At 72.5% G+C, this 25,010-nt stretch carries 28 protein-coding genes; 21 read left to right on the top strand and 7 right to left on the bottom strand.

Going from position 1 to position 25,010, the window contains the following annotated elements; all coding sequences use genetic code 11:
* Positions 1-21 precede the first annotated feature (21 nt).
* From I2W78_RS08530 to I2W78_RS08500, 7 genes are all read left to right on the top strand, one after another.
* A complete protein-coding gene (locus I2W78_RS08530; RefSeq protein WP_196458369.1) occupies positions 22-1,485 on the top strand; it encodes an aldehyde dehydrogenase in 1,464 nt (487 codons plus the stop codon).
* Complete coding sequence (locus tag I2W78_RS08525; protein ID WP_196458367.1) at positions 1,478-2,398, top strand: 3,4-dihydroxyphenylacetate 2,3-dioxygenase; 921 nt, start codon at positions 1,478-1,480, stop codon at positions 2,396-2,398. Before I2W78_RS08530 ends, I2W78_RS08525 begins: the two co-directional genes overlap by 8 nt.
* Positions 2,391-3,236, top strand: coding sequence for a fumarylacetoacetate hydrolase family protein (locus tag I2W78_RS08520; RefSeq protein ID WP_196458365.1), 846 nt, complete (start codon positions 2,391-2,393; stop codon positions 3,234-3,236). The genes I2W78_RS08525 and I2W78_RS08520 overlap by 8 nt, the downstream gene beginning before the upstream one ends.
* Positions 3,237-3,263: 27 nt before the next feature.
* On the top strand, positions 3,264-3,878 hold the full coding sequence (locus tag I2W78_RS08515) for a TetR/AcrR family transcriptional regulator (RefSeq protein ID WP_196458363.1): 615 nt from the start codon (positions 3,264-3,266) through the stop codon (positions 3,876-3,878).
* Positions 3,879-4,098: 220 nt separating this feature from the next.
* On the top strand, positions 4,099-5,556 hold the full coding sequence (locus I2W78_RS08510) for an APC family permease (protein WP_196458361.1): 1,458 nt from the start codon (positions 4,099-4,101) through the stop codon (positions 5,554-5,556).
* A 65-nt stretch (positions 5,557-5,621) separates the two neighbouring features.
* A complete protein-coding gene (locus tag I2W78_RS08505) occupies positions 5,622-7,109 on the top strand; it encodes an aldehyde dehydrogenase (RefSeq protein WP_196458359.1) in 1,488 nt (495 codons plus the stop codon).
* Positions 7,106-7,843, top strand: coding sequence for a gamma-glutamyl-gamma-aminobutyrate hydrolase family protein (locus tag I2W78_RS08500; RefSeq protein ID WP_307783640.1), 738 nt, complete (start codon positions 7,106-7,108; stop codon positions 7,841-7,843). The genes I2W78_RS08505 and I2W78_RS08500 overlap by 4 nt, the downstream gene beginning before the upstream one ends.
* A gap of 20 nt (positions 7,844-7,863) precedes the next feature.
* Here I2W78_RS08500 and I2W78_RS08495 read toward each other — a convergent pair whose 3' ends face one another.
* Positions 7,864-8,436, bottom strand: a complete 573-nt coding sequence (locus tag I2W78_RS08495; RefSeq protein ID WP_196458357.1) for a MarR family winged helix-turn-helix transcriptional regulator — start codon at positions 8,434-8,436, stop codon at positions 7,864-7,866.
* Between the two features lie 273 nt (positions 8,437-8,709).
* Here I2W78_RS08495 and I2W78_RS08490 point away from each other — a divergent pair, with 273 nt between their 5' ends.
* From I2W78_RS08490 to I2W78_RS08470, 4 genes are all read left to right on the top strand, one after another.
* Positions 8,710-9,651, top strand: coding sequence for an alpha/beta hydrolase family protein (locus I2W78_RS08490; RefSeq protein ID WP_196458355.1), 942 nt, complete (start codon positions 8,710-8,712; stop codon positions 9,649-9,651).
* 230 nt (positions 9,652-9,881) lie between these two features.
* On the top strand, positions 9,882-10,316 hold the full coding sequence (locus I2W78_RS08480; protein ID WP_307783948.1) for a MarR family winged helix-turn-helix transcriptional regulator: 435 nt from the start codon (positions 9,882-9,884) through the stop codon (positions 10,314-10,316).
* Positions 10,317-10,445: 129 nt separating this feature from the next.
* Positions 10,446-11,165 (top strand): response regulator transcription factor, encoded by a 720-nt coding sequence (locus I2W78_RS08475; RefSeq protein WP_196458351.1) that lies wholly within the window; start codon positions 10,446-10,448, stop codon positions 11,163-11,165.
* Positions 11,166-11,265: 100 nt separating this feature from the next.
* Positions 11,266-12,063 (top strand): VOC family protein, encoded by a 798-nt coding sequence (locus I2W78_RS08470; RefSeq protein ID WP_196458350.1) that lies wholly within the window; start codon positions 11,266-11,268, stop codon positions 12,061-12,063.
* Positions 12,064-12,149: 86 nt separating this feature from the next.
* On the opposite strand, the gene I2W78_RS08465 is transcribed toward I2W78_RS08470, so the two are convergent.
* Complete coding sequence (locus tag I2W78_RS08465; RefSeq protein WP_196458349.1) at positions 12,150-12,755, bottom strand: DUF305 domain-containing protein; 606 nt, start codon at positions 12,753-12,755, stop codon at positions 12,150-12,152.
* A 99-nt stretch (positions 12,756-12,854) separates the two neighbouring features.
* On the bottom strand, positions 12,855-13,301 hold the full coding sequence (locus tag I2W78_RS08460; RefSeq protein ID WP_196458348.1) for a DUF6153 family protein: 447 nt from the start codon (positions 13,299-13,301) through the stop codon (positions 12,855-12,857).
* Positions 13,302-13,414: 113 nt separating this feature from the next.
* On the opposite strand from I2W78_RS08460, the gene I2W78_RS08455 reads away from it, so the two are divergent.
* The 5 genes from I2W78_RS08455 (at position 13,415) to I2W78_RS08435 (ending at position 18,128) form a co-directional block, all read left to right on the top strand.
* Positions 13,415-14,677 (top strand): APC family permease, encoded by a 1,263-nt coding sequence (locus I2W78_RS08455; RefSeq protein WP_196458347.1) that lies wholly within the window; start codon positions 13,415-13,417, stop codon positions 14,675-14,677.
* A gap of 156 nt (positions 14,678-14,833) precedes the next feature.
* Positions 14,834-15,733 (top strand): IclR family transcriptional regulator, encoded by a 900-nt coding sequence (locus I2W78_RS08450; RefSeq protein ID WP_307783639.1) that lies wholly within the window; start codon positions 14,834-14,836, stop codon positions 15,731-15,733.
* 124 nt (positions 15,734-15,857) lie between these two features.
* On the top strand, positions 15,858-16,937 hold the full coding sequence (locus I2W78_RS08445; protein ID WP_196458346.1) for an aromatic ring-hydroxylating dioxygenase subunit alpha: 1,080 nt from the start codon (positions 15,858-15,860) through the stop codon (positions 16,935-16,937).
* Positions 16,934-17,122, top strand: a complete 189-nt coding sequence (locus tag I2W78_RS08440) for a hypothetical protein (protein WP_196458345.1) — start codon at positions 16,934-16,936, stop codon at positions 17,120-17,122. Before I2W78_RS08445 ends, I2W78_RS08440 begins: the two co-directional genes overlap by 4 nt.
* A gap of 10 nt (positions 17,123-17,132) precedes the next feature.
* Positions 17,133-18,128, top strand: a complete 996-nt coding sequence (locus I2W78_RS08435) for a PDR/VanB family oxidoreductase (protein ID WP_196458343.1) — start codon at positions 17,133-17,135, stop codon at positions 18,126-18,128.
* 6 nt (positions 18,129-18,134) lie between these two features.
* On the opposite strand, the gene I2W78_RS08430 is transcribed toward I2W78_RS08435, so the two are convergent.
* The gene (locus I2W78_RS08430; RefSeq protein WP_196458341.1) at positions 18,135-18,548 is read right to left on the bottom strand and encodes a VOC family protein; all 414 of its coding nucleotides are present in this window, start codon (positions 18,546-18,548) and stop codon (positions 18,135-18,137) included.
* A gap of 207 nt (positions 18,549-18,755) precedes the next feature.
* Between I2W78_RS08430 and I2W78_RS08425 the strand changes: the two genes are divergently transcribed.
* The 4 genes from I2W78_RS08425 (at position 18,756) to I2W78_RS08410 (ending at position 21,469) form a co-directional block, all read left to right on the top strand.
* A complete protein-coding gene (locus I2W78_RS08425) occupies positions 18,756-19,175 on the top strand; it encodes a cell division protein SepF (RefSeq protein ID WP_196458339.1) in 420 nt (139 codons plus the stop codon).
* 83 nt (positions 19,176-19,258) lie between these two features.
* The gene (locus tag I2W78_RS08420) at positions 19,259-20,449 is read left to right on the top strand and encodes an AAA family ATPase (protein WP_196458337.1); all 1,191 of its coding nucleotides are present in this window, start codon (positions 19,259-19,261) and stop codon (positions 20,447-20,449) included.
* Positions 20,446-20,799 carry a nucleotide pyrophosphohydrolase gene (locus I2W78_RS08415; RefSeq protein WP_196458335.1) on the top strand — a complete coding sequence of 118 codons (354 nt, stop codon included), beginning with the start codon at positions 20,446-20,448 and terminating at the stop codon, positions 20,797-20,799. The genes I2W78_RS08420 and I2W78_RS08415 overlap by 4 nt, the downstream gene beginning before the upstream one ends.
* A gap of 199 nt (positions 20,800-20,998) precedes the next feature.
* A complete protein-coding gene (locus I2W78_RS08410; RefSeq protein WP_196458333.1) occupies positions 20,999-21,469 on the top strand; it encodes a DUF6099 family protein in 471 nt (156 codons plus the stop codon).
* A gap of 625 nt (positions 21,470-22,094) precedes the next feature.
* On the opposite strand, the gene I2W78_RS08405 is transcribed toward I2W78_RS08410, so the two are convergent.
* Entirely contained in the window at positions 22,095-22,469 is a 375-nt protein-coding gene (locus I2W78_RS08405) for a hypothetical protein (RefSeq protein WP_196464838.1), read from the bottom strand.
* Between the two features lie 263 nt (positions 22,470-22,732).
* Here I2W78_RS08405 and I2W78_RS08400 point away from each other — a divergent pair, with 263 nt between their 5' ends.
* Positions 22,733-23,656 (top strand): LLM class F420-dependent oxidoreductase, encoded by a 924-nt coding sequence (locus tag I2W78_RS08400; protein WP_196458331.1) that lies wholly within the window; start codon positions 22,733-22,735, stop codon positions 23,654-23,656.
* On the opposite strand, the gene I2W78_RS08395 is transcribed toward I2W78_RS08400, so the two are convergent.
* Positions 23,653-24,156, bottom strand: coding sequence for a hypothetical protein (locus I2W78_RS08395; protein ID WP_196458329.1), 504 nt, complete (start codon positions 24,154-24,156; stop codon positions 23,653-23,655). The genes I2W78_RS08400 and I2W78_RS08395 overlap by 4 nt on opposite strands.
* Positions 24,156-25,007, bottom strand: coding sequence for a DUF4232 domain-containing protein (locus tag I2W78_RS08390; RefSeq protein WP_196458327.1), 852 nt, complete (start codon positions 25,005-25,007; stop codon positions 24,156-24,158). The genes I2W78_RS08395 and I2W78_RS08390 overlap by 1 nt, the downstream gene beginning before the upstream one ends.
* Between the last annotated feature and the right edge of the window lie 3 nt (positions 25,008-25,010).

Raw genomic sequence — 25,010 nt, 5'->3', positions numbered from 1 at the left:
ACCGTCAGGAGCCTTGAGGCCATGAGCGAACACATCACCACCGTCGCCGGAGTCGCCGTCGACACCCGCCACTGGATCGGCGGCGAACGCGTCGCCTCCACCGAGACCTTCACCGACCTCTCGCCCATCGACGGCAGCGTCCTCGGCGAGATCGCCCGGGGCACCGCGACGGAGGCAGCGGCCGCGGTGGCCGCCGCGAAGGCCGCCTTCCCCGGCTGGGCCGCGACGCCATGCGCCGAACGAGCCCGGATCCTGCACGCCATCGCCGACGGCGTCGACAAACGCATCGAAGAGCTCGCGATCGTCGAGACGTGCGACAACGGCGCCCTGCTGCGCTCCCACCGACGGGGCGTCATGCCGCGCGTCGCGCACAACTTCCGCTTCTTCGCCGACTGGCTGCTGAAGCTCGACCACGAGGACTTCGAGACGCGCGGTCACACCAACCATGTCTCGTGGGATCCGGCGGGCCCGTGCGTGCTGATCACCCCGTGGAACGCCCCACTGATGCTGGCCACGTGGAAGGTCGCCCCGGCTCTAGCGGCCGGCAACACGGTCGTCCTCAAGCCCGCCGAATGGTCCCCGTTGACCGCCTCCCTGCTCGCGGACATCGCCGCCGAGGCCGGCCTGCCCGCCGGAGTGCTGAACGTCGTCCAGGGCTACGGCTCCGAGATCGGCGACAGCCTCACCTCGCACCCGGACGTGCGCCGCATCAGCTTCACCGGCTCGGTGCCGACCGCCAAGCGGATCGCCGCGTCGGCCGCCGCCAACCTCACCCCGCTCAGCCTCGAACTCGGCGGCAAGTCCCCCCTGCTGGTCTTCGCCGACGCCGATCTCGAACTCGCCGTCGACCTCGCCGTGGAGCAGTACGACAACGCCGGTCAGGTGTGCCTGGCCGCGACCCGTCTGCTCGTCGAGGAGACGGTCGCCGACGAGTTCACGCGTCGGTTCGTCGAGAAGGCCACCGCCCTGAAGCAGGGCGACCCCCGTGACGAGGCCACCGACATCGGGCCCAACATCCACCCCCGGCAGCTGGAGAAGATCGACGGCTTCGTGCGGCGGGCGATCGCGGCCGGGGCCCGGGCGGTCATCGGCGGACACGGCAAGGACGGCCAGTACTACGCGCCGACCCTCCTCACCGACGTCGCCCAGGACTCCGAGATCGTCCAGGAGGAGGTCTTCGGCCCGGTCCTGACCCTCCAGACCTTCGCGGGCGAGGACGAGGCCGTCCGGCTCGCCAACGACACCCGCTTCGGCCTCGCCGCCACCGTTGCCACCGGCGACCGCGAGCGCGCCGAACGCGTCACCGCACAGCTCGTCGCCGGGACCGTCTGGGTCAACTGCTTCTTCGTCCGTGACCTCCAGGCCCCGTTCGGCGGGTCGCGCCAGTCCGGCGTCGGCCGCGAGGGCGGCACCTGGAGCTTCGACTTCTACTGCGACCTGAAGAACACCGTGACCGCACCGAAGGGATGGCAGGACCATGGGTGAGATCGTCGGGGCGGGCCTGCTGGCCCACGTCCCCACCATCGTGCTGCCGGAGGCCGACCGGCTGGAGCTGAACGAGGGCAAGGAGATCACCCTCGTCACCGGGCTTCAGCAGCTCCGTAGGGACGTCTTCGAGCGGGACGACTACGACACCGTCGTCGTCCTGGACTCCCACTGGGCCACCACCGTCGAGTTCGTCGTCACCGCACAGCAGCGCCGCGCCGGACTGTTCACCTCCGAGGAACTGCCGCGCGGGATGTGCCGGATGCCGTACGACTTCCCCGGCGACCCGGAACTGGCGCACAACATAGCGAGGTTCGCAGACAAGCACGGCACCTGGATCACCGCGATCGAGGACGACTACCTGCCGATCTACTACGCCACCATCAACCTCTGGAAGTTCCTGGGGGAGGGGCTGCCGGACAAGCGGTGGGTGACCATCGGCGTCTGCCAGACCGGTGACATGGAGGACCATCTGCGGCTCGGACGCGCCCTGGCGGACGGAATCGCCGCCACCCCCGGCCGCCGGGTCCTGCTCATCGCCTCAGGCGCCCTCTCGCACACCTTCTGGCCGCTGCGCGAACTGCGCGACCACGAGGCCGGCGACCCGGTGCACATCTTCACGCCCGAGGCCCGTGCGGCCGACGAGGAGCGCATCGCGTGGTTCAAGGAGGGCCGCCACGACAAGGTCCTCGACACCATGGACGAGTTCTGGACGTACAAGCCCGAGGCGAAGTTCTTCCACTACCTGATGATGGCCGGCGCCCTCGGCGAGCAGGCCTGCGTCGCCAGGGCCCGCCAGTACGGCGAGTACGAGAACTCGATCGGCACCGGTCAGGTGCATCTGTGGTTCGACCGTCCGGCCGACGGCTGGACCGCATCCCTCACCCCCGTACAGGAGTCCGCCCATGCCTGAGTACCGCCGGATCCTCCTCGACGGCGCCGCCGTCCAGGTCACCGTCGACGGCGACGAACTCGTCGCCGGGGACGGCCGCCGCGTCAGGACCGAGGACGCCCACCACCTCCCGCCGGTGGTCCCCTCCAAGGTGATCGCCGTCCACCTCAACCACCGCAGCCGCGTCGACGAGTTCCAAATCGGCCTGCCCGACACGCCCACCTACTTCCACAAGCCGACCTCCGCCCTCAACTCCCACAAGGGCGCCGTCGTCCGCCCCGAGGGCTGCAAGTGGCTCAACTACGAGGGCGAGGTCGCCATCGTCATCGGCAGGACCGCGCGCAACATCTCCCAGGCCGAGGCGGGCGAGTACATCGCCGGCTACACCGTCGCCAACGACTACGGCCTGCACGACTTCCGCGACACCGACGCCGGTTCCATGCTCCGCGTGAAGGGCTCCGACACCCTGTGCCCGCTCGGCCCCGGCCTCGTCACCGACTGGGACTTCCACGGCAAGCGGCTGCGGACCTACGTCAACGGTGAGGTCGTCCAGGACGGTTCGACCGACGAGATGACGTGGGACATGCACTACCTGGTCGCCGACATCGCCCGCACCATCACGCTGTACCCCGGCGACGTCCTGCTGTCCGGTACCCCGGCCAACTCCCGGCCCGTGCGGCCGGGCGACGTCGTCGAGGTCGAGGTCGAGGGCCTCGGCCGGCTCACCAACCACGTCGTCACCGGCCCCACCGCGATTCGCGCCGACGTCGGTGCGCAGCCGACCGAGTCCGAGGAAGTGCTGTCGACCGCGCTGGGCGGCGACTGGGAGTTCCGGGGCATCCGCCCGCCCAGGCGCTGAGCGCGCGGGCGTGGGTATGGTCGGGGCATGAGTGATCCCGTCGAGTCCGCGAGCGAGGACCTTCCGCGCAAGCGGGTGCGGAACTACGGGACCGGCCGGGTCGCTCTGCTGGAGGCGGCCGTACGCGTCGTCGCCCGGGGCGGTCTGCGCAAGCTGACCTACCGGGCCGTCGCCGAGGAGGCCGGAGTCACCCACGGGCTGGTCGTGCACCACTTCGGGTCCCGCGACGCGCTCATCGAGGAGGCCGTCGCCCACGCCATCCGCTCCTCGCTGAGCAGCAGCCAGCTCGACACCGGCACGGGCGCGGCGGACGACTTCGCCGTGGGCCTGGGAAGCATGGTGGAGTCCGGGCCGGAACTGCAGGCGTTCCAGTACGAGCTGCTGCTGGAGGCCCGGCGTCGGCCGGAACTGCTGCCCCAGCTGCGCGCCCTGTACGAGGAGTACTTCGAGGCCACCCGGCACGACCTGTCCCGGACCCTGTCCCGGCCGGTCGGCCGGGGTCTGTCCCGGCTCGTCTTCGCCGCTCTGGAGGGGCTCGTGCTGCACCAGCTCGTCTTCGGTGAGCGAGAGGTGACCGAGGAGGCGCTCACCGAGCTGCGGGGGCTGCTCCGCGCCCTGGCCGACGAGCCCGGCGACGCCTGAGTCCGGCGACGCCCGAGTCCGTTCCGTCCGCCCACCCGTCCGGGGACTGTCAGCTTCCAACCCCTTGCCAAACGGATAGTTCCGCCTCACGATGAACGGCAACTCGTTTGGCCCGAAACGATCCCCTTCTTCCGGGTCCCTTTTCCGGGTCCCTCTTCCGGGCCCTTCTTCCGGCCTTCTTCTGGCACGACCTCCCCTCTTCCTCTGGCAGGTGATCCGAGTGGACAGTCAGACGGTTCCCGCGGAGCGGACCGTACGGGACGCCCCCGCCGCAGCCGCGCTCAAGCCCAACGCCCTGGGTGTCCTGGGCATCCTCTTCTTCGTCCTGTCCGGTCAGGCCCCGCTGACCGGCATCGCCGGAGCGGCCCCGATCTCGGTCGCCATCGGCAACGGCGCCGGCACCCCCGCCGCCTACGTCCTGGCGGGCGCGGTCATCCTGCTCTTCTCCGTCGGCTTCGTCGCCATGGGCCGCCACGTCGTCGACGCCGGCGCCTTCTACACCTACATCGGTGCCGGGCTGGGCCGCACCACCGGCGCCGGCAGCGCGGCCGTCGCCCTGTTCTCGTACTGCGTCATCCAGGCGGCCATGTACGGCTTGTACGGCGCCACGATGAGCGCACTGGTCGCCGACCACACGGGCCTCGACCTGCCGTGGTGGGCATGGGCGCTGATCACCATGGCCGTCGTCCAGGCCCTCGCGGTCACCGGCATCGAGGTCGGCGCCCGGGTCCTGGCGCTGCTGGTCCTCGCCGAGTTCAGCATCCTGCTGGTCTTCGGCCTGGTCACCCTCTTCGAGGGAGGCGGACCGGAAGGGCTGGGCGTGTCCGACAGCTTCTCCCCGTCGGCGGTCCTGCAGGGCGCGCCGGGCGTCGCCGTCATGTTCGCCGTGGCCTCGATGTTCGGCTTCGAGGCCACCGCCATCTACGGCGAGGAGGCCCGCAACCCGACGAAGACCGTGCCACGGGCCACCTACCTCTCCGTGGTCCTGGTCACCTGCTTCTTCGCCCTCACCTCGTGGATGCTGATCTCCGCCCACGGCGCCTCCCAGGCACCGGCGGCGGCCGGTACGGCCCTGGCGAGCGGGGACTCCTCCGGCTTCGTGTTCGCGCCGATCGCCGCGCAGTTCGGCGGCTGGGTCAACGACGTCCTGCCCGTCCTGCTCGCCACCTCCCTCTTCGCGGGCATCCTCACCTTCCACAACTCCGCCAACCGCTACCTGTTCTCCCTCGGCCGCGACCGGCTGCTGCCCCGCCGTCTGTGCGTGCTCAACCGCCGCCACGCCCCCTGGGCCGCGGGATGCGTGCAGACGGCGATCGCTCTCGCGCTGGTCCTGCCCTTCGCCCTGGCCGGCAAGGACCCGGTGGTGAGTCTCTTCTCCTGGTTCAGCGGGCTCGCCGTCCTGGCGATGATGCTGCTCTACCTGCTCACCTCCGTCTCCGTGATCGTCTTCTTCCGCCGGGAGCGCCGTGACGCCCGGCTGTGGAACACCGCGATCGCCCCGGCGCTGGGAGCGCTCGGTCTGGCCGGTGCCGTCTGGCTGATCCTCGCCAACTTCACCACGCTGATCGGCGGTGACACGGGCACGGCCGTCTGGCTGGTGCTGTCGGTGCCGGTGGTGATGCTGCTCGGGATCGGCGCCGAACGGCTTCGCCGCCGCGGCCCGGCGGCCGCGAGCTGACCCGCGCATGCCCGCTGTGCGCGCCCGGCGGCACAGTTCGACCCACGACGAAACGAGGACTCACAGTGGATGTCACCCATGACGACTGGGTTCGCCGAGCCAGGAATCTCGTCCTCCCCGGCGCTCACCTCGTCGACGGCGCCGAACACGACGGCGGTGGCGGCGCGTTCCCCGTCATCTCCCCACGGGACGGGCAGGTGCTGGCGCACGTTGCCGACGGCGGTGCCGCGGAGGTCGACCTGGCCGTCGCGGCCGCCCGCAAGGCCTTCGACAGCGGCCCCTGGCCCCGGCTCGCGCCCGCCGAACGCGGCCGGGTCCTGCTGCGCATCGCCGAGCTGATCGAGGAGCGACGGCCGGAACTCGCCCTCACCGTCAGCCTGGAGATGGGCAAACCGATCACCGACGCCCACGACATCGAACTGCGCGCACTGATCAACACCTTCCGCTGGTACGGCGAGCTGGCCGACAAGCTCACCGACGAGTCCCCGCACACCGCGCCCGACGCCCTCGCGCTCGTCACCCGTGAGCCGGCCGGTGTCGTGGGTGCCGTCGTGCCGTGGAACTTCCCGTTGACGCTCGCGGGCTGGAAGATCGCCCCCGCCCTCGCGGCCGGCTGCACGGTCGTCCTCAAGCCGTCGGAGAACTCACCCCTGTCGGCACTGCACCTCGGCCGGATCGCCACCGAGGCCGGGCTGCCGGCCGGCGTCCTCAACGTCGTCAACGGCGACGGGCCGGTGGCGGGACAGGCCCTCGGCCTCCACCCCGACGTCGACGTCCTCGCCTTCACCGGCTCCACCGCCGTCGGCCGCCACTTCCTGCGCTACGCCGCCGACTCCAACCTCAAGCGCGTCTGGCTCGAACTGGGCGGCAAGTCACCCAACATCGTCTTCCCCGACGCGCCCGACCTGGAGAAGGCCGCCGCCACGGCAGCCTGGGGCATCTTCTTCAACCAGGGCGAGATGTGCACCGCGCCCTCCCGGCTGCTGGTGCACTCCGCCATCGCCGAACGCGTCACCGAGGCGGTCGTCGAACGGGCCCGCACGCTCCGGGTCGGCGACCCCCTCGATCCGGCCACCGAGATGGGCGCCCTGGTGGGACAGGCCCACCTCGACCGGGTCCTCGGCCACATCCAGGCGGGCGTCGACGCCGGTGTCCGGCTCCGCACCGGGGGAGAACGCATCCTCCCCGAAACCGGCGGCTTCTACCTCCGGCCCACGGTCTTCGACCAGGTCGTCCCCGGCAGCAGGCCGGCCCGTGAGGAGATCTTCGGCCCCGTCCTGTCCGTTCTCACCTTCGACGACCTCGACGAGGCGGTGACCCTCGCCAACGCCACCGAGTACGGACTCGCCGCGGGCCTGTGGACCTCCGACCTGTCCACCGCCCACCAGGTGTCCCGCGCCCTGAGAGCCGGCACCGTCTGGGTCAACTGCTACGAGGAGGGCGACCTGACGGTGCCCTTCGGCGGCATGAAGCAGTCCGGCAACGGACGCGACAAGTCCGTCCACGCGCTGGAGAAGTACACCGAACTGAAGACCACCTGGATCCAGCTGTGACCTCTGCCCGCCGTCCCCTCATCGCCGTACCCGCCCGTTTCGCCGCCACCACCTCGGCCCTGCGCTACGCGGCGGAGGTCAGCGCCCGTGCCCTGATCGAGTCGGTCTGGCGGGCGGGCGGCGAACCCGTCACCCTCCATCCGCACGCCCCCGGCGGCAGCTGCGACCCGGCCGAGGTCGCCGCCCGCCTCGCCCGCTTCGACGGCGTTCTGCTGCCCGGCGGCGGCGACCTGGCGCCCCACCGCTACGGAGCCGGCACCGCCCACGAGGCCGTCTACGACGTGGACGACGAACAGGACGCGTTCGACCTGGAGGTCGCCCGGCAGACGCTCGCGCTGCGGCTGCCGCTGCTGGCGATCTGCCGTGGTCTGCAGGTGGTCAACACCGCACGGGGCGGCACCCTGCACCAGGACATGGGCGGGCCCGGGCGGGAACACCGGCACGTCACGCACCCGGTGTCCCTCGTGCCCGGCACCGCGCTGGCGGGCGCCACGGGAACCGACAAGGTCGAGGCGTCCTGCTACCACCACCAGCACATCGATCGGCTGGGCGACGGGCTCGTCGTCGCCGCCCGCGCGGCCGACGGCACCGTCGAGGCGGTGGAAGTCGCGGGGAACGCCGGCTGGTTCGTGGCCGTGCAGTGGCATCCGGAGGACACCGCGGAGCAGGACCCGGCCCAACAGCGCCTGTTCGACGCACTGGTCCTGGCCGTCGGCGAGAACCGGAGCCGCTGAGCGGCACTTGTCGCTGCGGTTCAGTCCTTGGCGCGCCGCCCGCTGCGGCGCGGCACGGGTTCGGTCCCGTCCAGCAGCGACCTGCGGCGCTCCTCACCGTGCTGCTCCACCTGGAGGACCACCCGTCGCAGCACGTCCGCGAGGCCGCGGCATTCGGCGTCGCTCAACTGCGAGGTCACGAACGCCTCTTCCTCGTTGAACGCCGGGAACACCCGGCGCATGAACTCCTCGCCCTCCTCCGTCAGGCGCAGCAGCACGAGCCGCCCGTCGGTGGGATGGTCGGCGCGGCGCAGCAGTCCGCGCGACTCCAGGGTGCGCGAGACGCCGGTCAGTGTGCCCTTGGAGATGCCCGCCTCCTCGGCGACGTGCCGGGTCTCCGACTCGCCCCAGACCCACACCACCCACAGCACCACGAACGCGGTCCAGGTCAGGTCCGAGCCACGGAGCACGGAGTTCTCCAGGTGGTGCCGCACCGTGGCGGCGGCCCGGTAGATGTTGGCCACGGCCGCCATCTGCTCCCGCCGGACGGGGATACCGCCCAGCTTGGCCTCCGCGAGCTTCTCCGCTTCGGTGATGGATCGCTGGCCGGGCAAGTGTGCTCCCTCGGTCTGCTGGACGGGACCGCACGGCCTGCCGGTCCGTCCGGTCGTTCGGGCACAAATTGTACGACCGGGCCGGTGGCTCCTGCGACGAGGAGTGCGACCAGTCGGCGCGGCTCCTTCCGTGTGTTGCAAAGCGGAACCGTGCTCCGTATCGTTTCCGGAGCAACGTTCCGTTTCACCGTCATCGCAGACCGGGCGACGGGCCGACCCTTGATGTGTCCGCGCTCGAGAACGCTCATCGAAGGCACTACGGAAGGCACTTCCATGTCCGACTCGAACACCGCGACCGCGCAGAAGACCGCGGCCGCGCCCACCACGGTGGTGTCCGCGCAGCCGCTCGTCCTGTCCGCCCCGGGCCGCGGTGAGGACCTCCAGGTCCGCGTGTCCGCCCCCGCGACCGGCACCGATCTGCCCGTCCTCGTCTTCTCGCACGGCTTCGGCTGGTCGATGAACGGCTACGCCCCGCTGGCCGACTTCTGGGCCGCCCACGGCTTCGTGGTCGTCCAGCCCACCCACCTCGACTCCAGGACGCTCGGCCTGCCGGCCGAGGACCCCCGTACGCCGCGGATCTGGCGCTTGCGCATCGAGGACCTCACGCGCGTCCTGGACGGACTCGACGTGCTCGAAGCGTCCGTGCCGGGTCTCGCCGGCCGCCTCGACCGCGACCGCATCGCCGTGGCCGGCCACTCCTGGGGAGCCCAGACGGCGAGCGCGCTGCTGGGTGCGCGCGTCCTCGACTCCGACGGCGTACCCGGCGAGGACATGTCCGACCCCCGCGTCAAAGCCGGTGTGCTGCTCGCCCTGACCGGCCTGGGCGACGACCTGACCCCGTTCGCCGCCGAACACTTCCCCTTCATGAAGCCGTCCTTCGACACCATGACCACACCGGCCCTCATCGTCGCCGGGGACAACGACCAGTCCCACCTGTCCACGCGCGGACCGGACTGGTTCACCGACCCCTACACCCACAGCCCCGGCGACAAGAGCCTGCTCACCCTGTTCGACGCCGAGCACTCGCTCGGCGGCATCCCCGGATACGAGGTCGCCGAGACGACGGACGAGAGTCCCGCACGCGTCGCCCTGATCCAGCAGCTCACCACGGCCTACCTGCGCAGCGCCCTCTACCCCGAGGACACCGGCTGGCAGGCGGCGATCACCGCCCTGGAAGCGGCCCCCGACCCGCTGGGGAAGCTGCAGAGCAAGTAGCCGTTCGGGGATCAGGCCGCCTCGGTACCGCCGGCCGAGACGGCTTCCCGCCAGCCCGCCCCGCCCGCGACGGCCTGCCGCCAGGCCCGGACGGCCCTGGGCGGCATGCCGACCGCGAGAGCTCCGCTGAGCCTGTCCCCGTGCGATACGCGGCGATGAACCGGCGCTCGCCCAAGTCCCCCTCCACGACGGCCACTTCGTCGTGCCCGCGCAGACAGCCGTACGCCTGGATCTTCAGGTCGTACTGGTCGGACCAGAAGTACGGCACCGGCGCGATGGCCGAGGCCGGACTGTCACTGGACCGGGCCGCGGCGGCGATCCTGCGGTACATCGCCGAGAGCGAGCCCCTGCGCCCCGGGGTGCTGGCGGCCCGGCTGACCGTGGAGGCCTCCCACGTCACCCGCCGGCTGCGGCAACTTGAGCGGGCCGGTCATGTGATCCGCGTCCCGGATCCGGACGACCGGCGGGCCCAGCGCGTGCAGCTCACGGAGGCCGGTCTGGCCGCGGTCGACCGTATGGGGGAGGTGCGCCGACGGGGCATGGAGATGGCTCTGGCGGGCTGGTCGTCCGAGGACCTGGCGCTGCTCGCCGCGCTGTTCCACCGGCTGGTCGACGACTTCGTCGCACTCACCGAGGTCGACATCGACGTCCGGCCCTCCGCCTGACGCCGAGGCGGAGACCGCGCGTGGGCGGCCTGTTCGCACGGGGACCGAGCCCCTGGCCCGCCGTTCAGCCCTTCAGCCGCTCGGTCGCTCAGTCGTGAAGTGCGTAAGCCCTACCCGAATGGTCTTGCCATGCACAGGAACATCATCACCAGCGAGCAGCCTGCACCGCCTCGCGGTGACGGGCGGCACGTTCTGGTCGTCGACAACGATCCCGCGGTCACCGAACTCCTCGCCACCGCAATGGAGTTGGTGGGGTACCGGGTCGGCACGGCGGGCTCCGGCACCGAGGGCATGCTGCGGCTCGCCCAGCACCGATTCGACCTGGTGGTCTGGGACGCCACGCTGCCGGACCTGGCCGGCTTCGCCCGAGGCCGCCGCGTCCCGCCCGCGGACCGCCCCCCGCTGCTCTTCCTGACCACGTGCGACTCCCTCCACTGCCTCCTGCCCGAACTCGGCCTGGGTGGGGAGGACTACGTGACCAAGCCGGTCCGGATCACCGAAGTCCTGGCCAGGGCCCAGGTGCTGTTGCGCGGCCGGAGCCCCGTACGGGACGGGATGCCCTGCTACGGCGACCTCGTCCTGGACGACGCCACGTGCCAGGCCCGGCGCGGACCCAGACAACTCGGCCTCACTCCCGCCGAGTACCGGCTCCTGAGCCACCTGCTGGGCAACGCCGAACGCGTGCTGTCGAAGGAACAGATCAGCCGGCACGTCTGGGGCGAGTACCGGGCCAATCCGGCCATCGAGAAACTCGTCTCCCGCCTGCGGCACAAGGTGGACCGGGAACAACCCGCGCTGATCCACACCCGCCGGGGCTTCGGCTACTGGCTCGGCTGCCCCGATCACTGACAGGGCGCAGGTGCGCGGTTCTCACCGGAGCGGCCGACGCGCGATCGTCAGTGCCGGATGTCACGCTGGTCCCGGACAGGACCTGCGAAAGGGAATCGCTGTGATCACCACTGACCTCACTCCCGGCTCCCCCTGTTGGCTCGACCTCGGCGCCCCCGACGTCCCGGCCGCCGCGGCCTTCTACGGCGCGGTGCTCGGCTGGGAGTACGAGTCCATGGGCGAGGGGGAGGACATGGAGGGCGGGATGTTCCGGAAGGACGGCAAGACCGTCGCCGGGCTCGGCAGGCTCACCGAGGAGGGCGCGCGCTCGGCCTGGATGATCTACTACGCCGTCACCGACGCGGACGCCACGACGCAGGCCGTGGAGCGCGCGGGCGGCACGGTGCGGGTGCCGCCGCGGGACCTCGACGAGTGGGGCCGGATGGCGCAGTACAGCGACCCGTTGGGGGGCCAGTTCGCCGTCTGGCAGCCGGGGAAGGACGCCGGCTTCGAGCTGGCGGACGAGCCGGGCTCGCTGTCGTGGACCGAGCTGTACACGAGCGACGCCGCGGCCGCGCAGGAGTTCTACGGCGCCGTCTTCGGCTGGCAGTTCAGCGACATGGAACTGCCGGGCGGCGGGGGCACGTACACCCTCATCACCCCTGCCGGTCTCCCCGAGGAGCGTATGCAGGGCGGCGTCATGCAGGTCCGTCAGGAGGACCTCGCCCTGGCGAACGGGCGGCCGTACTGGCACCCCGTCTTCGCCGTCGCCGACTGCGACGCGGCGGTCGCCAAGGTCACCGAGAACGGCGGGAGCGTGCAGATGGGACCGGCGGACGCCGAGGGTGTCGGCCGGCTGGCCGTCTGCGTCGACCCGTCCGACGCGGACTTCGTGGTGCTCACCCCGGCCGAGGAGTGAGCCGAAACGATGGTCCGGTTTCTCTGACTCCCTGCTGGGGTGGGCGCGCGTCCGAACGCGCGCCCACCCCGGCATCGGCGGCCCGTCTACTTCTCGCCGAGCAGCTTGTTCATCCGGTCGATCTCGTTCGTCTGGGCCGTGACGACAGCGCGGGCCAGATCCTTCGCGGGCCGGTGGGCGCCGTTGTCGAGCTCGCTCCTGGCCATCTCGACCGCGCCCCGGTGGTGTTCCACCATCAGCGTCAGGAACGCCGTGTCGAAGGCCTTGCCCGAGGAGTTCCCCAGGTCCTCCATCTCCTGGTCGGTCATCATCCCGGACATCGCGTGCCCGCCGTGCTCCCCGGAGGCGCCGGCGGCCGGGACCGGCTCGCCCCACGCGGCCAGCCAGCCGGACATCGTCCTGATCTCCGGGTCCTGCGCCTTCCTGATCTCCACGGCGAGGCTCCTGACCTCCGGCGAGGCAGCGCGGGTCGCGGCCAGCTCGGCCATCTCCAGGGCCTGCCGGTGGTGCGGAATCATGCCCTGGGCGAAGGAGACGTCGGCGGCGTTGTGCCGGGCGGACGACGCGCTCGGTCGGGCGGACGTGGTGTGGTCGTCGTGCGTGGTGGAGCCGCAGGCGGACAGGACGACGGCGGCTGCGGCGACGCCCGCCGCGGCGGCGGCACGGCGCATGAGGGCGTGTTGTGTGGTCATGGTTTCGAACTCCCTTGACGGTGACTGCGGGCATGCCGGAGCACGGCGTTCACCCCTGCCCGGACGGTCCGGGAGCAGGGGGATGCCGTGCGGGTGCCTCTAGATCCGCAGGAGTTGGAGTTCCGCGAGGTCGGGCGGCGCCCGCCCGCTCTCCGCTTCTCGCCCCGCCCGTCCGGGCGTGGCGAGAAGTACCGCCGAGGCGTTCGCCACGGCGGGGGTGAGCAGGGGTGGGGAGTACGACGTCCCGATCCCGCTCGCAGTGCAGTTGGCGTCGGCGTGGTCGAGGTGGCCGGACGTGCCGTCCTCGGTGGCGTGGGCGCAGGCCTGCCCGGGCTCGTGGGCGGTCGGGGTGTGCCGGGGCAGAGCCTCGGCGTGGCTCGCCGCCGCGTGTCGCACGGGCGAGTCGGCGTGGGGGGCCGTCGGCGCCCCGGGCGCCAGTCCGTGCATGGCCAGCAGCCCGGCCAGCACCGCCGGCAACAGCAACAGCGTGCCGCGCCCGGCGGGGCCACGACGGGTCTGCTGCGCGGTGCTGGTCACAGCGCTCATCCTAGGGGCGACTTCGATGCGACCGACGGCGAGGTCATGGCAGCCCGGGCCCTTAACCGGCGTCGCGTATCGTCTGCCGACAGCGAGCGCGCCGGTGGCCGAAGGAGTGGTTCATGAGGAAGTCACCGACCACCGCGCCCATCCCGGACGAACTGCACCGCCGGCTGGGCGTGCCGGACGCCGTCGTGATCGGCCTGGGCTCGATGATCGGCGCCGGGATCTTCGCCGCGCTCGCCCCCGCCGCGGACGCCGCAGGCTCCGGGCTGCTGCTCGGCCTCGCCCTCGCCGCCGTGGTGGCCTACTGCAACGCCACGTCCTCGGCCCGGCTGGCGGCCCGCTACCCGGCCTCGGGCGGCACCTACGTCTACGGCCGCGAACGGCTCGGCGACTTCTGGGGATACCTCGCCGGGTGGGCCTTCGTCGTCGGCAAGACCGCCTCGTGCGCGGCGATGGCCCTCACCGTCGGCGCGTACGTCTGGCCCGGGCAGGCCCACGCGGTGGCGGTCGCCGCGGTCGCGGCGCTCACCGCCGTGAACTACGCGGGCGTGCGGAAGTCCGCCTGGCTGACCCGCGTGATCGTGGCCGTGACCCTGGCGGTGCTGGCCGCGTTCGCGGTGGCCGCCCTCACCTCCGGCACGGCGGCCGCGGCCCGGCTGGGTCTCGGGGACGACGTGACCTTCGGCGGCGTGCTCCAGGCGGCCGGCCTGCTGTTCTTCGCCTTCGCCGGGTACGCCCGCATCGCCACCCTGGGCGAGGAGGTCCGCGACCCGCAGCGCACCATCCCCAGGGCCGTCCCGCTCGCGCTCGGCATCACCCTCGCCGTCTACGCCGTCGTGGCCGTCGCCGCACTGACCGTCCTCGGACCGCAGGGCCTGGCGCGAGCGGCCGCCCCGCTGTCGGACGCCGCCCGGGCCGCCGGCGCCGACTGGCTGGCACCGGTCGTCCGGGTCGGCGCCGCGGTGGCCGCGCTCGGCTCGCTGCTGGCGCTGATCCTCGGCGTCTCGCGCACCACCCTGGCGATGGCCCGCGACCGGCACCTGCCACACGCCCTCGCCGCGGTCCACCCGAAGTTCAAGGTGCCGCATCGCGCCGAGCTCGTCGTCGGTGCCGTGGTGGCGGCGGTCGCCGCGACGGCGGACGTACGCGGAGCCATCGGTTTCTCCTCGTTCGGTGTCCTGGCGTACTACGCCGTCGCCAACGCCTCCGCCTGGACCCTCGCCCCCGACGAGGGCCGCCCCCATCGGGCGATCCCGCTGGTCGGGCTGGCCGGTTGTCTCGTGCTGGCGTTCGCACTGCCGGTCTCCTCGGTGATCTCCGGCGCGGCGGTACTGGCGGTGGGCGCGGCGGCGTACGCGGTGCGGCGGGCTGTCACGTAGGGCCCGGACGGCAGGCCCGTCCCAGGGGGCGATGAGCGTGGCCGGCCCACGCACCAACCGTTGCCGTCCGGAGTCTCGACGCCCGGTGAAGCGTGTCGCAGACTCACGCCTGACCGGGCGTTTCACGCGATCCGAGCCGAGCCGAGGAGGTGTGGAGTGGGTACGACGGCCGCATCGGCGTCGGGCGGGCCGGACGGGTCGGCCGGCGGCGAGAGCAGGGCCGCGCCGGGCCCCGTGCTGGGCCGGGCGCTGCGGGTGCTCGACGCGTTCAGTCCCGCCCGGCCGGCCCTCACGCTGAGTGAGCTGTCGCGGAGCTGTGGGCTGCCCACCTCGACGGTGCACCGGATGCTCGGGCCGCTGCTGGAATGGGGTGCGCTGGAGCGCGGCGCGGACGGGCGGTACCGGGTGGGGCTGCGGCTCTGGGAGCTGGGTGCGCTCGCGCCGCGCGGGCCCGGGCTGCGGGAGCGGGCGCTGCCGTATCTGGAGGACCTGTTCCAGAGCACCGGGGAGAACGTGCAACTCGCGGTGCGGGAAGGCGCCGAGCTGGTGTTCGTGGAGCGGATCCGGGGGACCGGCGCGGTGCCCGTGCTCACCCGGGTCGGCGGTCGCTTCGCGATGACCGCCACCGGGGTGGGCCTCGTCCTGCTCGCGCACGCGCCACGCGAGGTGCAGGACGAGGTGCTGGCCGGGCCCGTACCCCGGTTCACCGAGCGGACCCTCACCGATCCGCAGGTCCTGCGCCGCGTCCTCGGCGACGTACGGCACGTCGGCTACGCCGTCAGCGACCGGCAGGTCACGATGGACGCCCTGTCCGTGGCGGCCCCCGTGTACGGGCCGGGCGAGGGCGTGGTCGCCGCGGTCTCCCTCGTCGTACGCCACTGCGACGGCCACCCCCGCTCACCGCACCTGCTGGCACCCCTCGTGCGCACCACGGCCCGAGCCATCACCCGCGCCCTCGGCACCCAGCCCTCCGGCCCACCGCCCCGGGAGGCCACGCCGTGCCTGCTGGGGGAGGACTGCGCCTGCGGGGTGTTGTCGCCGACTCGGGAAGGCTGAGCCTCGGGGGAGCCCCTCGATTCCTTCCCGGCATCCGGGAAACCCCCTCGCCCCGCATCTCCCGCCCGGCCAGAATCCCCGGTCACTGACCCGCCTTCGCGAGAGCCTCACGAAAGGAACGCCAGTGACCGCATTCGTGCGCAACCAGTGGTACGTCGCCGCCTACGCCCACGAGGTCGGCCGGGAACTGCTGGGCCGAACCGTCCTCGGTGAGCCGATCCTGCTGTACCGGACCGAGGACGGCCGTGCCGTGGGCCTCGCCGACCGGTGTGTGCACCGCCGCTTCCCGCTGTCGGAGCACCCCAGCCGCCTGGAGGGCGACAAGGTCGTGTGCGGCTACCACGGCTTCACGTACGGCACCGACGGCGTCTGCGTCCGCGTCCCCGGCCAGACCCGCGTCCCGCGCACCGCCCGCCTCGCCACGTACCCCGTCGTGGAGCAGGACTCCTTCGTCTGGGTGTGGATCGGCGACCGCGAACCCGGCGACACCCTGCCGCCCCGCGCCCCCTGGCTCGACTCGCCCCACTACACCACGGTGAGCGGCATGGAGCCGATCGAGGGCGACTACGGGCTCCTCGTCGACAACCTGCTCGACCTCTCCCACGAGACCTACCTGCACGGCGGCTACATCGGCACCCCCGAGGTCGCCGAGACCCCGATCACCACCGAGGTCGACGACAAGTCGGCGATCGTACGGGTCAGCCGGCACATGGACGACGCCGAGTGCCCGCCGTTCTACGCCAACTCCACCGGCATCCAGGGCCGGATCACCCGCTGGCAGGACATCGAGTACCACGCCCCCGCCCTCTACCTGCTGCACTCCCGCGTCGCCCCGGTCGGCACCCCCGCCCCCCGCCCGGACGGCGGCGACCCGGACGCCTTCCACGTCGAGGTGGTGTACGGCATCACGCCGTCCACCGAGAAGTCGACGTACGACTTCTGGGCCGTGGCCCGCGACTTCGCGCTCGACGACGAGGAGGTCACCGAGTACCTGCGGTCCAGCAACCACACCGTGGTGATGCAGGACGTCGTCGCGCTCAACGCCCTCCAGCGCGCCCTGGACACCGAGAAGCCCGGCTACCAGGAACTGTCCATCAACATCGACACCGGCGGCCTGGCCGCCCGCCGCATCCTGGCCCGGCTCGCCGCCGAGAGCGGCTCGGAGCACGCCGCCGTGAACACTCCGGAGGCAGCGGCCCGATGAGCACCCTCACCGAGGGCGAGGTGTACCGCATCCACTGGGTCCCCGGCACCGACCGCCTGCTTGCCGTCTGCCACTGCGGCGGCGAGCGGGAGTTCGAGGACCCGGTGGCGCTGTGGGACTGGCTGCTCGCCCACCCGGAGGGCCACAACGCCCCGTACGCCGACGCCCCGCCCGCCGCCTCCTGACCGTCCGGAGATGCACGTGACCACCGTGAGCACCGCCCCGCCGACCGGCGCGGAGCCCGAGCCCGAAGCCGAACTCACCCTCGTCGTCGCAGACCGGGACCACCTCGCCGAGGGCGTCGTCCGCCTCACCCTCGCCCGCCCCGACGGCGGGGAGCTGCCCGGCTGGCAGCCCGGCGCCCACGTCGACCTCCACCTCGCCTCCGGCCTCGTACGGCAGTACTCGCTCTGCTCCGACCCCGGCGACCGCACCCGCTGGCAGGTGGCGGTGCTGCGCGCCCGGGACGGCCGGGGCGGCTCCGCCGAGGTCCACGACCGCCTCGCCGCCGGCGACCCGGTCCGGGTCCGCGGCCCCCGCAACAACTTCCCGCTGCACCCCGCGCCCCGCCACCTCTTCCTGGCCGGCGGCATCGGCATCACCCCGATCCGCCCCATGGTCCGGCAGGCCGAACAGCGGGGTGGAGACTGGGAGTTGGTGTACGGCGGCCGCAGTCTCGCCACCATGGCGTTCCACGCGGAACTGCGGCAGGCGTACGGCGACCGGGTGCGGCTCGTCCCCGAGGACCGGGAGGGACTGCCCGACCTCGACGCCCTGCTCGGCACCCCGCGCCCCGGCACTCTCGTCTACTGCTGTGGCCCCGAGGGCCTGCTGCGGGCGGTCGAGGAGCGCTGCGCCTCCTGGCCGGCCGGTGCGCTGCGCGTCGAGCGGTTCGCACCCAAGTCCGCTGTCCATGCGACGGAGGGCGAGTTCGAGGTGGAGCTCGCCCGCAGCGGCCGGACCCTCACCGTCCCGCCCGGCACGTCCGTGCTGGACGCCGTCGAGCGGGCCGGGGTCCAGGTGCTGTCCTCCTGCCGCGAGGGCACCTGCGGCACCTGCGAGACCACGGTCCTCGCCGGGACCGTGGACCACCGGGACTCGCTGCTCACCCCCGACGAGCAGGCCGCGCACGACACGATGATGATCTGCGTCTCGCGCGCCGCCTGCCCCCGCCTGGTCCTCGACCTGTGAGGCCGCTCAGCCCTGCTGCCCGGTGATGTTGACCATCCACGCGATGCCGAACCGGTCCTGGCACATGCCGAACACGTCGCCCCACATCTGCTTCTCCATCGGCACGGACACCGAGCCGCCGGCCGACAACTTCTCCCAGTAGCCGCGCAGTTCGGCCTCGTCGTCGCCGCTGAGGCTGATCGAGTAGGCGTTGCCGCGGCTGTAGTCCTCGCCGGGCGGGGTGTCCGCGCCCATCAGGGTGAACCCGCTCGGCGTCTCCAGCATGCCGTGCATGATCTTGTCGGCGTCGGCGCTGCCCGACTGGCCGAAATCACCGTAGGTGTTCAGCGACAGCGTGCCGCCGAAGACCTCCTTGTAGAACTCCAGCGCCTGACGGGCGTCGCCTTCGAAGACGAGATAGGGGTTGAGCCGCGAAGCCATGAAAACCTCCCGAAGGGAGCGGACGGTCATTGCTCCGCACCCTAGGCCTGTCCGGCGGATCATGCCGCAGACGCGGGGGCTGGGAGGCGTGGACGGGGATGTCGCGGACCGTCACTAAGGCTGCGCGTTGGGTCACGGCGCCGTCGCGGACCGTGTCGCTGTTCGGCCGAACGGGTGACATCGCGTAAGAATTGGCTGGTGCAGGTGATGAGTGCGAGGCAGAGGGGGGAGCCGGTGAACAGCCACGACGTCACCGATGAACAGTGGGAAGGGCTCGCCCAGGTCGTGCCGCTGCGGGGTCGCGACGCCTGGCCGTCCGCGGTGGGCCACCGTGCCCTGCCCGACGCGGAGACCGAGACGCGCCGCCGTTTCGTCGTCCTGCGCGTCAATGTCTTCGCGGACGCCCGCGAGGTCGCCGAGACCCTGATGGCCGGCATCCCGGTGCTCCTCGACCTCACGGGCGCCGAGACGGAAGTCGCCAAGCGGGTCCTGGACTTCAGTACGGGTGTCGTCTTCGGCCTGTCCAGCGGGATGCACCGCGTGGACCGCAACGTGTTCCTGCTCACCCCGGCCGGGACCGAGGTCCAGGGCCTGATGGAGGGGGCGACGGGCGTTCCCGGTGTGTGAGGGGTACGCCGCCGTCGCCCGATCGTAGGAAGGTCCGACCGGCGGAACGGTTCCGCCGGGGCGCGGTCTTCTACGGTCCGGACATGGCCGCGCTCCCCATCACCGCCCCGCTCCCCATCACCGCCCCGCCCCCCGTCCCCCTCCCGTCAGGACCGGGATGTCCGGAGCGGCCGTGTGTCACGGAGTTGCGGCTGTCCGCGTTCGCCGGGCACCGAGGGGCCCGGTTTCCGCTCGGGCCGTGCACGCTGCTCGCCGGGCCGAGCGGATCCGGCAAGACGACCGCGCTGCGGGCCTACGAGGCGCTGGCCCGGCTCGGCGGCGGCGCCCGGCTCTCGGACGTGTTCCCCGACCCGGCCGCCTGCGTGCCGGAGCGGGCACGGCCGGACGCCCAGCGGCGGCGCGGTTTCCGCATCGGGTGTACGGCGGACGGCCCCGAGGGGCCGGTACGGCTCGACGTCGCCGTACAGGCCGAGCCCGAACTGCGCATCGTGGGCGAGCGGTTGACCTCCGGCCGGCTCGTCCTGCTGGAGACGGCTCTGCGTGATCCCGGCCGGCGTGCCGTGCAGGCCGCCTGGCACACCGGGGGATCGGCGCCCGTGACGCGGGCCCCGCTGCCCGACGACCGGCTCGGCACCGCGCTGCTGCCGTTGCGGGTGGCGGGCAAGACCGACGGGCAGCGGCAGGTGCTCGCCGCCGCCGAGCAGATGGTGGTGGCGCTGCGATCGGTGTTCGCGTGCGATCCGCGGCCCGAGCGGATGCGCATCCCGGTGCCGACCGGGTCCCGGCGCCTGCTCGGCGGCTGCGACAACCTCGCCGACGTTCTGTGGCGCACACGCGAGGAGTGCGTGCGGCGGCACGGGCAGTTCGTCGCGGCGGTACGGGCCGGCTGCGCCGGGAACGTCACGGACGTACTCGCCGAACCGGCGGCCGACGGCACGATCCGGGGGAGCCTCGACCGCGGCGACGGGCACCGGACCGGCTTCGGGCGGCTCGGGGACGGGGAGTTGAGGTACCTCGCGCTCGCCCTGGTGCTGTTCACCGGGCCCGCTGTCCTGGAGGTCGACCCGGTCGGCGAGGTGCCTGCGGCGCTGCAGACCCTCACCGTGCTCGCCGACGGTTTCGACCGCGCGCTGGACATGCCGCAGCGCACCGAACTGCTGCGGCTGGCCGCACGGATGGGCGAGCGCGGGCACATCCGCTGGGTCGGCGCGGTGAGCGACGCCTCGTGGGCGGCGGGGGAGGAGGGGATCACGGTGGTACACCTGAAGCCGTGACAGCACAGTGCGAACATCCCGAACCACCGGACCTCGCCACCCTTCAGCGCCGGCTCGCCGCGTTCGCCGCCGCGCGCGCCTGGCAGCCGTACCACACGCCCAAGAACCTGGTCGCCGCGCTCAGCGTCGAGGCGTCCGAACTGGTCGAGATCTTCCAGTGGTTGACGCCCGAGGAGTCGGCCCGCGTCATGGCCGACCCCGACACCGCGCACCGCGTCAGGGACGAGGTCGCCGACGTGCTGGCGTATCTGCTGCAACTGTGCGAGGTGCTCGGCGTCGACCCGCTGGCCGCGCTCGCCGCGAAGATCGACCGCAACGAGGAGCGGTTCCCGGCGCCGGACGGTCCGTGAAGCGCGCGCCGGGCCTGGGAGGACGATGCTGCTCCGCTTTCACTCTACGTATCCAAAATCCGAACTGAATCCGAATTGTTGTCCGCAGATTTCCGTCTTCCACTGGCTTTTCGTCTCAGGCGCCCTCACTCTGGGTAGTGAACAAGGGAGAGCGGGCAGACGTGCGGAGAGAGCGCGTCGGGACAGACGGGGGCAGCGCATGGACGCGGTGCGACTCATCCTGACGAGCAGGCGTGCCCTGGCCGGAAGCGGAGAGGTACCCGAGATCCTGACGGAGGTGTGGCAGGCGCAGGCCCTGGCCCAGGCGATCGGCAGCCGCCTCGCCGTCTTCGGCCCGCCCGAACTGCGCGGTGAGGCCCTGGGGTTGACCGAGCTGGCGGGCCGCGGCTGCGGCGTGCTGGACGCCCCCGAGCTGGCGCCCGGTGAGCTGCGCGCGGCCCAGCTCACCGAACTGAGCGACGCCCGCCAGGCCCTGCTCCACCTGGGCAGCCTGCTCGGCGAGGTGAGCATCGCCCTCGTCGGCATCACCTGCGCCGCCCCCGACGAGGGGACGTACTGGCAGTGCATGGAGGCCATCGACGCGGCGGACGAGTCGAGGGACCGCGTCCGGGAGATGCTCCGCAAACTGACAGCCCGCGAACAGGCCGTCCCCGCCCGGGAGGCGGGCTAGGTGTGTTGTCCGGCGGATCAGGTCGCAGGAATTCGGCGGTGATTCGTCGTCGCAGGTGAGCGGGGGCGATGGGTGCCCCCGCGCGAGCGTGTTCGAGCGTGGGGGAGCGTCGAGCTGCAAGGCGGAGGAGGGAGTCGACGCGATGGGGGTCCCCCGCGCGAGCTCGATCGAGCGTGCGGGAGTCGGCGACCGACGACAACGCCGCAGATCGGCGTGCCAGACCCCGCGTCTGCGGCATGATCCGCCGGACAGGCCCCAGGCCCGCCGACGGATCGGGTCACGGGGAAGGCGCGGGGACCGATCGGCGCCGGTGAACGGGGTCATGCGTGTGGGGGCTGCAAGGCGGGGGTGGAGTGGGCCCCGACGCACCCGACCGCCGATCCGCCGCAGCCCGATCGGCGGCCCCGCCGCATCCGGCCGCCTCAAGCCCGACGGGCGGTCAGCCGCAGCCGGATCGGCAGATCGCCGCAACAGCCGGCCGGGTAGCCGGACGGGAAGTCCGCCGCATCCGGCTGCCTCAAGCCCGACGGGCGGTGCGCCGCATCCGGTCGCCGCTGCCGGATCGGCAGATCGCCGCAACGGTCGGCCGGGTGGCCGGACGGGAAGTCCGCCGCATCCGGCTGCCTCAAGCCCGACGGGCGGTGCGCCGCATCCGGTCGCCGCAGCCCCGATCGGCGACCCGCCGCAACCCCGCCGACGGTCCGCCGCAACCCCGCCGACGGTCCGCCGCAACCCCGCCGACGGTCCGACGCAATCCCGGCCGTGCCTGCCGTAACCGGCCGCCGCCCCGTCCCCTAGAGCCGTCCCACCCCTCCGGAGGTTCGACCCCCCGCTCCTCCGCCGCCGGCGGGGTCGATCTGTTCGTGCCCGCTGCCTGGAGGTCCGCGTCCAGGGCCGAAAGGTCCGCGTTCAGCGCCGCCATCAGCTCCTCCATCTGCTGCAGCAGCCCCTTCGGCTGGGCGTCGCCCCCGCCCTGCTGCGGCACGGTCTCTTCGGACATGACGGCCTCCTCGGCCCTGGGCCCCCCGGGGGCCGGTGCGGGTGTCACCCCGGCGTCGACTGCGTCGAACCGGCCGGTGCGGGCGCCGGGCGGTCCGGCTCCAGCCCAGCCAACGATCACCACCGGGGCGGGTCACTGGCACGGGCGCGCACCCGTGCACGGCGTTGACGTATTTCACCCTCGGCGGGGACGCGGCGGCGCCCCGCGCGACGGCCGCCGGGACCGATGGGGTGCCCGCGATTCCGAGCAGGCAGGATGGAGGCATGGATCTTCGAATCTTCACCGAGCCCCAGCAGGGGGCGACCTACGACACCCTGCTCACTGTCGCGAAGGCCACCGAGGACCTCGGCTTCGACGCCTTCTTCCGCTCCGACCACTATTTGAAGATGGGCTCCGTGGACGGCCTGCCCGGCCCCACCGACGCCTGGATCACCCTCGCCGGACTGGCCCGTGAGACCAAGCGCATCCGGCTCGGCACGCTGATGACCGCCGGCACCTTCCGGCTGCCCGGCGTGCTCGCCATCCAGGTCGCGCAGGTCGACCAGATGTCCGGCGGCAGGGTCGAACTCGGCCTGGGCGCGGGCTGGTTCGAGGAGGAGCACACGGCGTACGGCATCCCCTTCCCGAAGGAGAAGTTCGGCCGCCTCGAAGAGCAGCTGGAGATCGTCACCGGGCTGTGGGCCACGGAGGTCGGCCGGACCTTCGACTTCCGGGGCACGTACTACGAGCTCAAGGACTCGCCCGCGCTGCCCAAGCCCGCCCAGCCGAAGATCCCGGTCCTGATCGGCGGCCACGGCGCGACCCGCACGCCCAAGCTGGCCGCGAAGTACGCCGACGAGTTCAACATGCCGTTCGCCTCCGTCGAGGACAGCGAGCGCCAGTTCGGCCGGGTCCGCGCCGCCGCCGAGGAGGCGGGCCGCAAGGGCGACGACCTCGTCTACTCCAACGCCCTCGTCGTCTGCGTCGGCAGGGACGACCAGGAGGTCGCCCGCCGCGCCGCCGTGATCGGCCGCGAGGTCGACGAACTCAAGCTCAACGGCCTGGCTGGTTCCCCGGCCGAGGTCGTCGACAAGATCGGCCGCTACGCCGAGACCGGCTCCAGCCGTATCTACCTCCAGCTCCTCGACCTCGACGACCTGGACCACCTGGAGCTGATCTCCACGCAGGTCCAGGCACAGCTGGCCTAGGGCCTGCTCCCGCTCTCCCCCTGCTTCCGCGCCTGCTCCCGGGCCGTCAGTTCGGACGCGTAACCCGCGCCGACGGCGAGCAGCGCGGAGGACAGGGCGAGGAACGCGACGGCGGGGTTGACGTATCCGGGGACCCCGGCGGCGTAGCTCTCGCCCGTCTTCGTGTGGCAGACCAGCCGGATCGGGACGACCTGGACGTCGGCGCGCAGCGTCACGGCGGCCTTCTGCGGCCCCCCGGCCGCGAGGCAGGGGCGGATCGGTGCGGAGCCCGTGCCGCCGTCCTCCACCTCCACATAGGCTCCCAGCACATGCAGTGCCCCCCAGGCGTACAGCGCGGCGGCCGCGGCGCCCGCGAAGGCGGCGAGGGCGCGGAACCGCGTGGCGGTGTTCGCCCGCCGGACGCCGTGGGTGGACAGGGTGCTGAAGGCGTAGCCGCACAGGCCGAACGCGGCGATCGCACCGACCACGATCAGCAGCAGGAGCAGGAACCAGTCGCCCATCAGCTCGCCGGCCTCTCCGGCTGCTGGTCCTGCTCCTCCTTCTGCCAGGCGCCCACCCCGAGCTTCCCCGTCGTCCCCAGGTCCAGCTCCGGGATCACCGTCACGGGTGCGGCGCCGGGCTTCGCCCATATCCGCGCGTAGGGCGCGTTGACCGGCTCGCCGAACTCCGTGGTGTTGCGCCAGACCAGACCGGACTGGGCGCGCTCGCCCGGCGCCAGGGTCAGCGGCCGGGGCGGGGCGTCGGCTCCCGTCCCCATGGCGATGGCGTCGCCGCCCTTGAGGATCCGCACGCTGTCAATGGGCTCGTGCTCCTCGTCGAGGATCTCGACCTCCGGGTAGCCGTTGAGCCGGTACGGCTCGGTGCCGCAGTTCTCCAGGTGCAGCCCCACGACCCGCAGCCCCATCGCGGCATCGCCCTGATCGGCGTACACCCGCACCCCCGAGGCCGGGCACGCGCCACCGGCGGAGGGGGTCTCGTCGACGGGCACGCTCCTGACCTGGGCGATCGAGACGCGTTCCGCGCCGGTCATCATGACGGTCCGGCGTACCGGGCGGCCGGGCTCGACCGACTCCACCGTCTCCTCCCCGCTGGACATCGCCGCACCGGACTCCGACGCGAAGGTGAAGGAGACGGTGTACGTGAAGGCTTCGCTCCCGTCGTTGGTGACCTCGAACTCGACGCGGTCGCAGGCGGCGCCGCGCAGGCCGGTGATCCTGACCCCGCCCTCCTCCGCCCACGACGGGTCGGAGGGACAGGAGGACGCCGAAGCACCGCTCGACGAACCGGCTTGTTGCGTGCCGCACGCGGTGAGCAACAACAGGGCGGACGCGGGGAGAAGAAGGGAGCGCATCCG

It is taken from the genome of Streptomyces spinoverrucosus, from assembly GCF_015712165.1.
In the GTDB taxonomy this organism is placed as follows: Bacteria; Actinomycetota; Actinomycetes; order Streptomycetales; family Streptomycetaceae; genus Streptomyces; species Streptomyces spinoverrucosus_A.
This window is presented reverse-complemented; position numbering and strand designations above follow the sequence as displayed.

Excerpts from the sequence above, each read along its gene's own strand:
- I2W78_RS08530 (WP_196458369.1), top strand. The coding sequence starts at position 22 with ATGAGCGAACACATCACCACCGTCGCCGGAGTCGCCGTCGACACCCGC.
- I2W78_RS08525 (WP_196458367.1), top strand. The coding sequence starts at position 1,478 with ATGGGTGAGATCGTCGGGGCGGGCCTGCTGGCCCACGTCCCCACCATC.
- I2W78_RS08520 (WP_196458365.1), top strand. The coding sequence starts at position 2,391 with ATGCCTGAGTACCGCCGGATCCTCCTCGACGGCGCCGCCGTCCAGGTC.
- I2W78_RS08515 (WP_196458363.1), top strand. The coding sequence starts at position 3,264 with ATGAGTGATCCCGTCGAGTCCGCGAGCGAGGACCTTCCGCGCAAGCGG.
- I2W78_RS08490 (WP_196458355.1), top strand. The coding sequence starts at position 8,710 with ATGTCCGACTCGAACACCGCGACCGCGCAGAAGACCGCGGCCGCGCCC.
- I2W78_RS08475 (WP_196458351.1), top strand. The coding sequence starts at position 10,446 with ATGCACAGGAACATCATCACCAGCGAGCAGCCTGCACCGCCTCGCGGT.
- I2W78_RS08465 (WP_196458349.1), bottom strand. The coding sequence starts at position 12,755 with ATGACCACACAACACGCCCTCATGCGCCGTGCCGCCGCCGCGGCGGGC.
- I2W78_RS08460 (WP_196458348.1), bottom strand. The coding sequence starts at position 13,301 with ATGAGCGCTGTGACCAGCACCGCGCAGCAGACCCGTCGTGGCCCCGCC.
- I2W78_RS08455 (WP_196458347.1), top strand. The coding sequence starts at position 13,415 with ATGAGGAAGTCACCGACCACCGCGCCCATCCCGGACGAACTGCACCGC.
- I2W78_RS08440 (WP_196458345.1), top strand. The coding sequence starts at position 16,934 with ATGAGCACCCTCACCGAGGGCGAGGTGTACCGCATCCACTGGGTCCCC.
- I2W78_RS08435 (WP_196458343.1), top strand. The coding sequence starts at position 17,133 with ATGCACGTGACCACCGTGAGCACCGCCCCGCCGACCGGCGCGGAGCCC.
- I2W78_RS08430 (WP_196458341.1), bottom strand. The coding sequence starts at position 18,548 with ATGGCTTCGCGGCTCAACCCCTATCTCGTCTTCGAAGGCGACGCCCGT.
- I2W78_RS08425 (WP_196458339.1), top strand. The coding sequence starts at position 18,756 with ATGAGTGCGAGGCAGAGGGGGGAGCCGGTGAACAGCCACGACGTCACC.
- I2W78_RS08420 (WP_196458337.1), top strand. The coding sequence starts at position 19,259 with ATGGCCGCGCTCCCCATCACCGCCCCGCTCCCCATCACCGCCCCGCCC.
- I2W78_RS08410 (WP_196458333.1), top strand. The coding sequence starts at position 20,999 with ATGGACGCGGTGCGACTCATCCTGACGAGCAGGCGTGCCCTGGCCGGA.
- I2W78_RS08405 (WP_196464838.1), bottom strand. The coding sequence starts at position 22,469 with ATGTCCGAAGAGACCGTGCCGCAGCAGGGCGGGGGCGACGCCCAGCCG.
- I2W78_RS08400 (WP_196458331.1), top strand. The coding sequence starts at position 22,733 with ATGGATCTTCGAATCTTCACCGAGCCCCAGCAGGGGGCGACCTACGAC.
- I2W78_RS08395 (WP_196458329.1), bottom strand. The coding sequence starts at position 24,156 with ATGGGCGACTGGTTCCTGCTCCTGCTGCTGATCGTGGTCGGTGCGATC.
- I2W78_RS08390 (WP_196458327.1), bottom strand. The coding sequence starts at position 25,007 with ATGCGCTCCCTTCTTCTCCCCGCGTCCGCCCTGTTGTTGCTCACCGCG.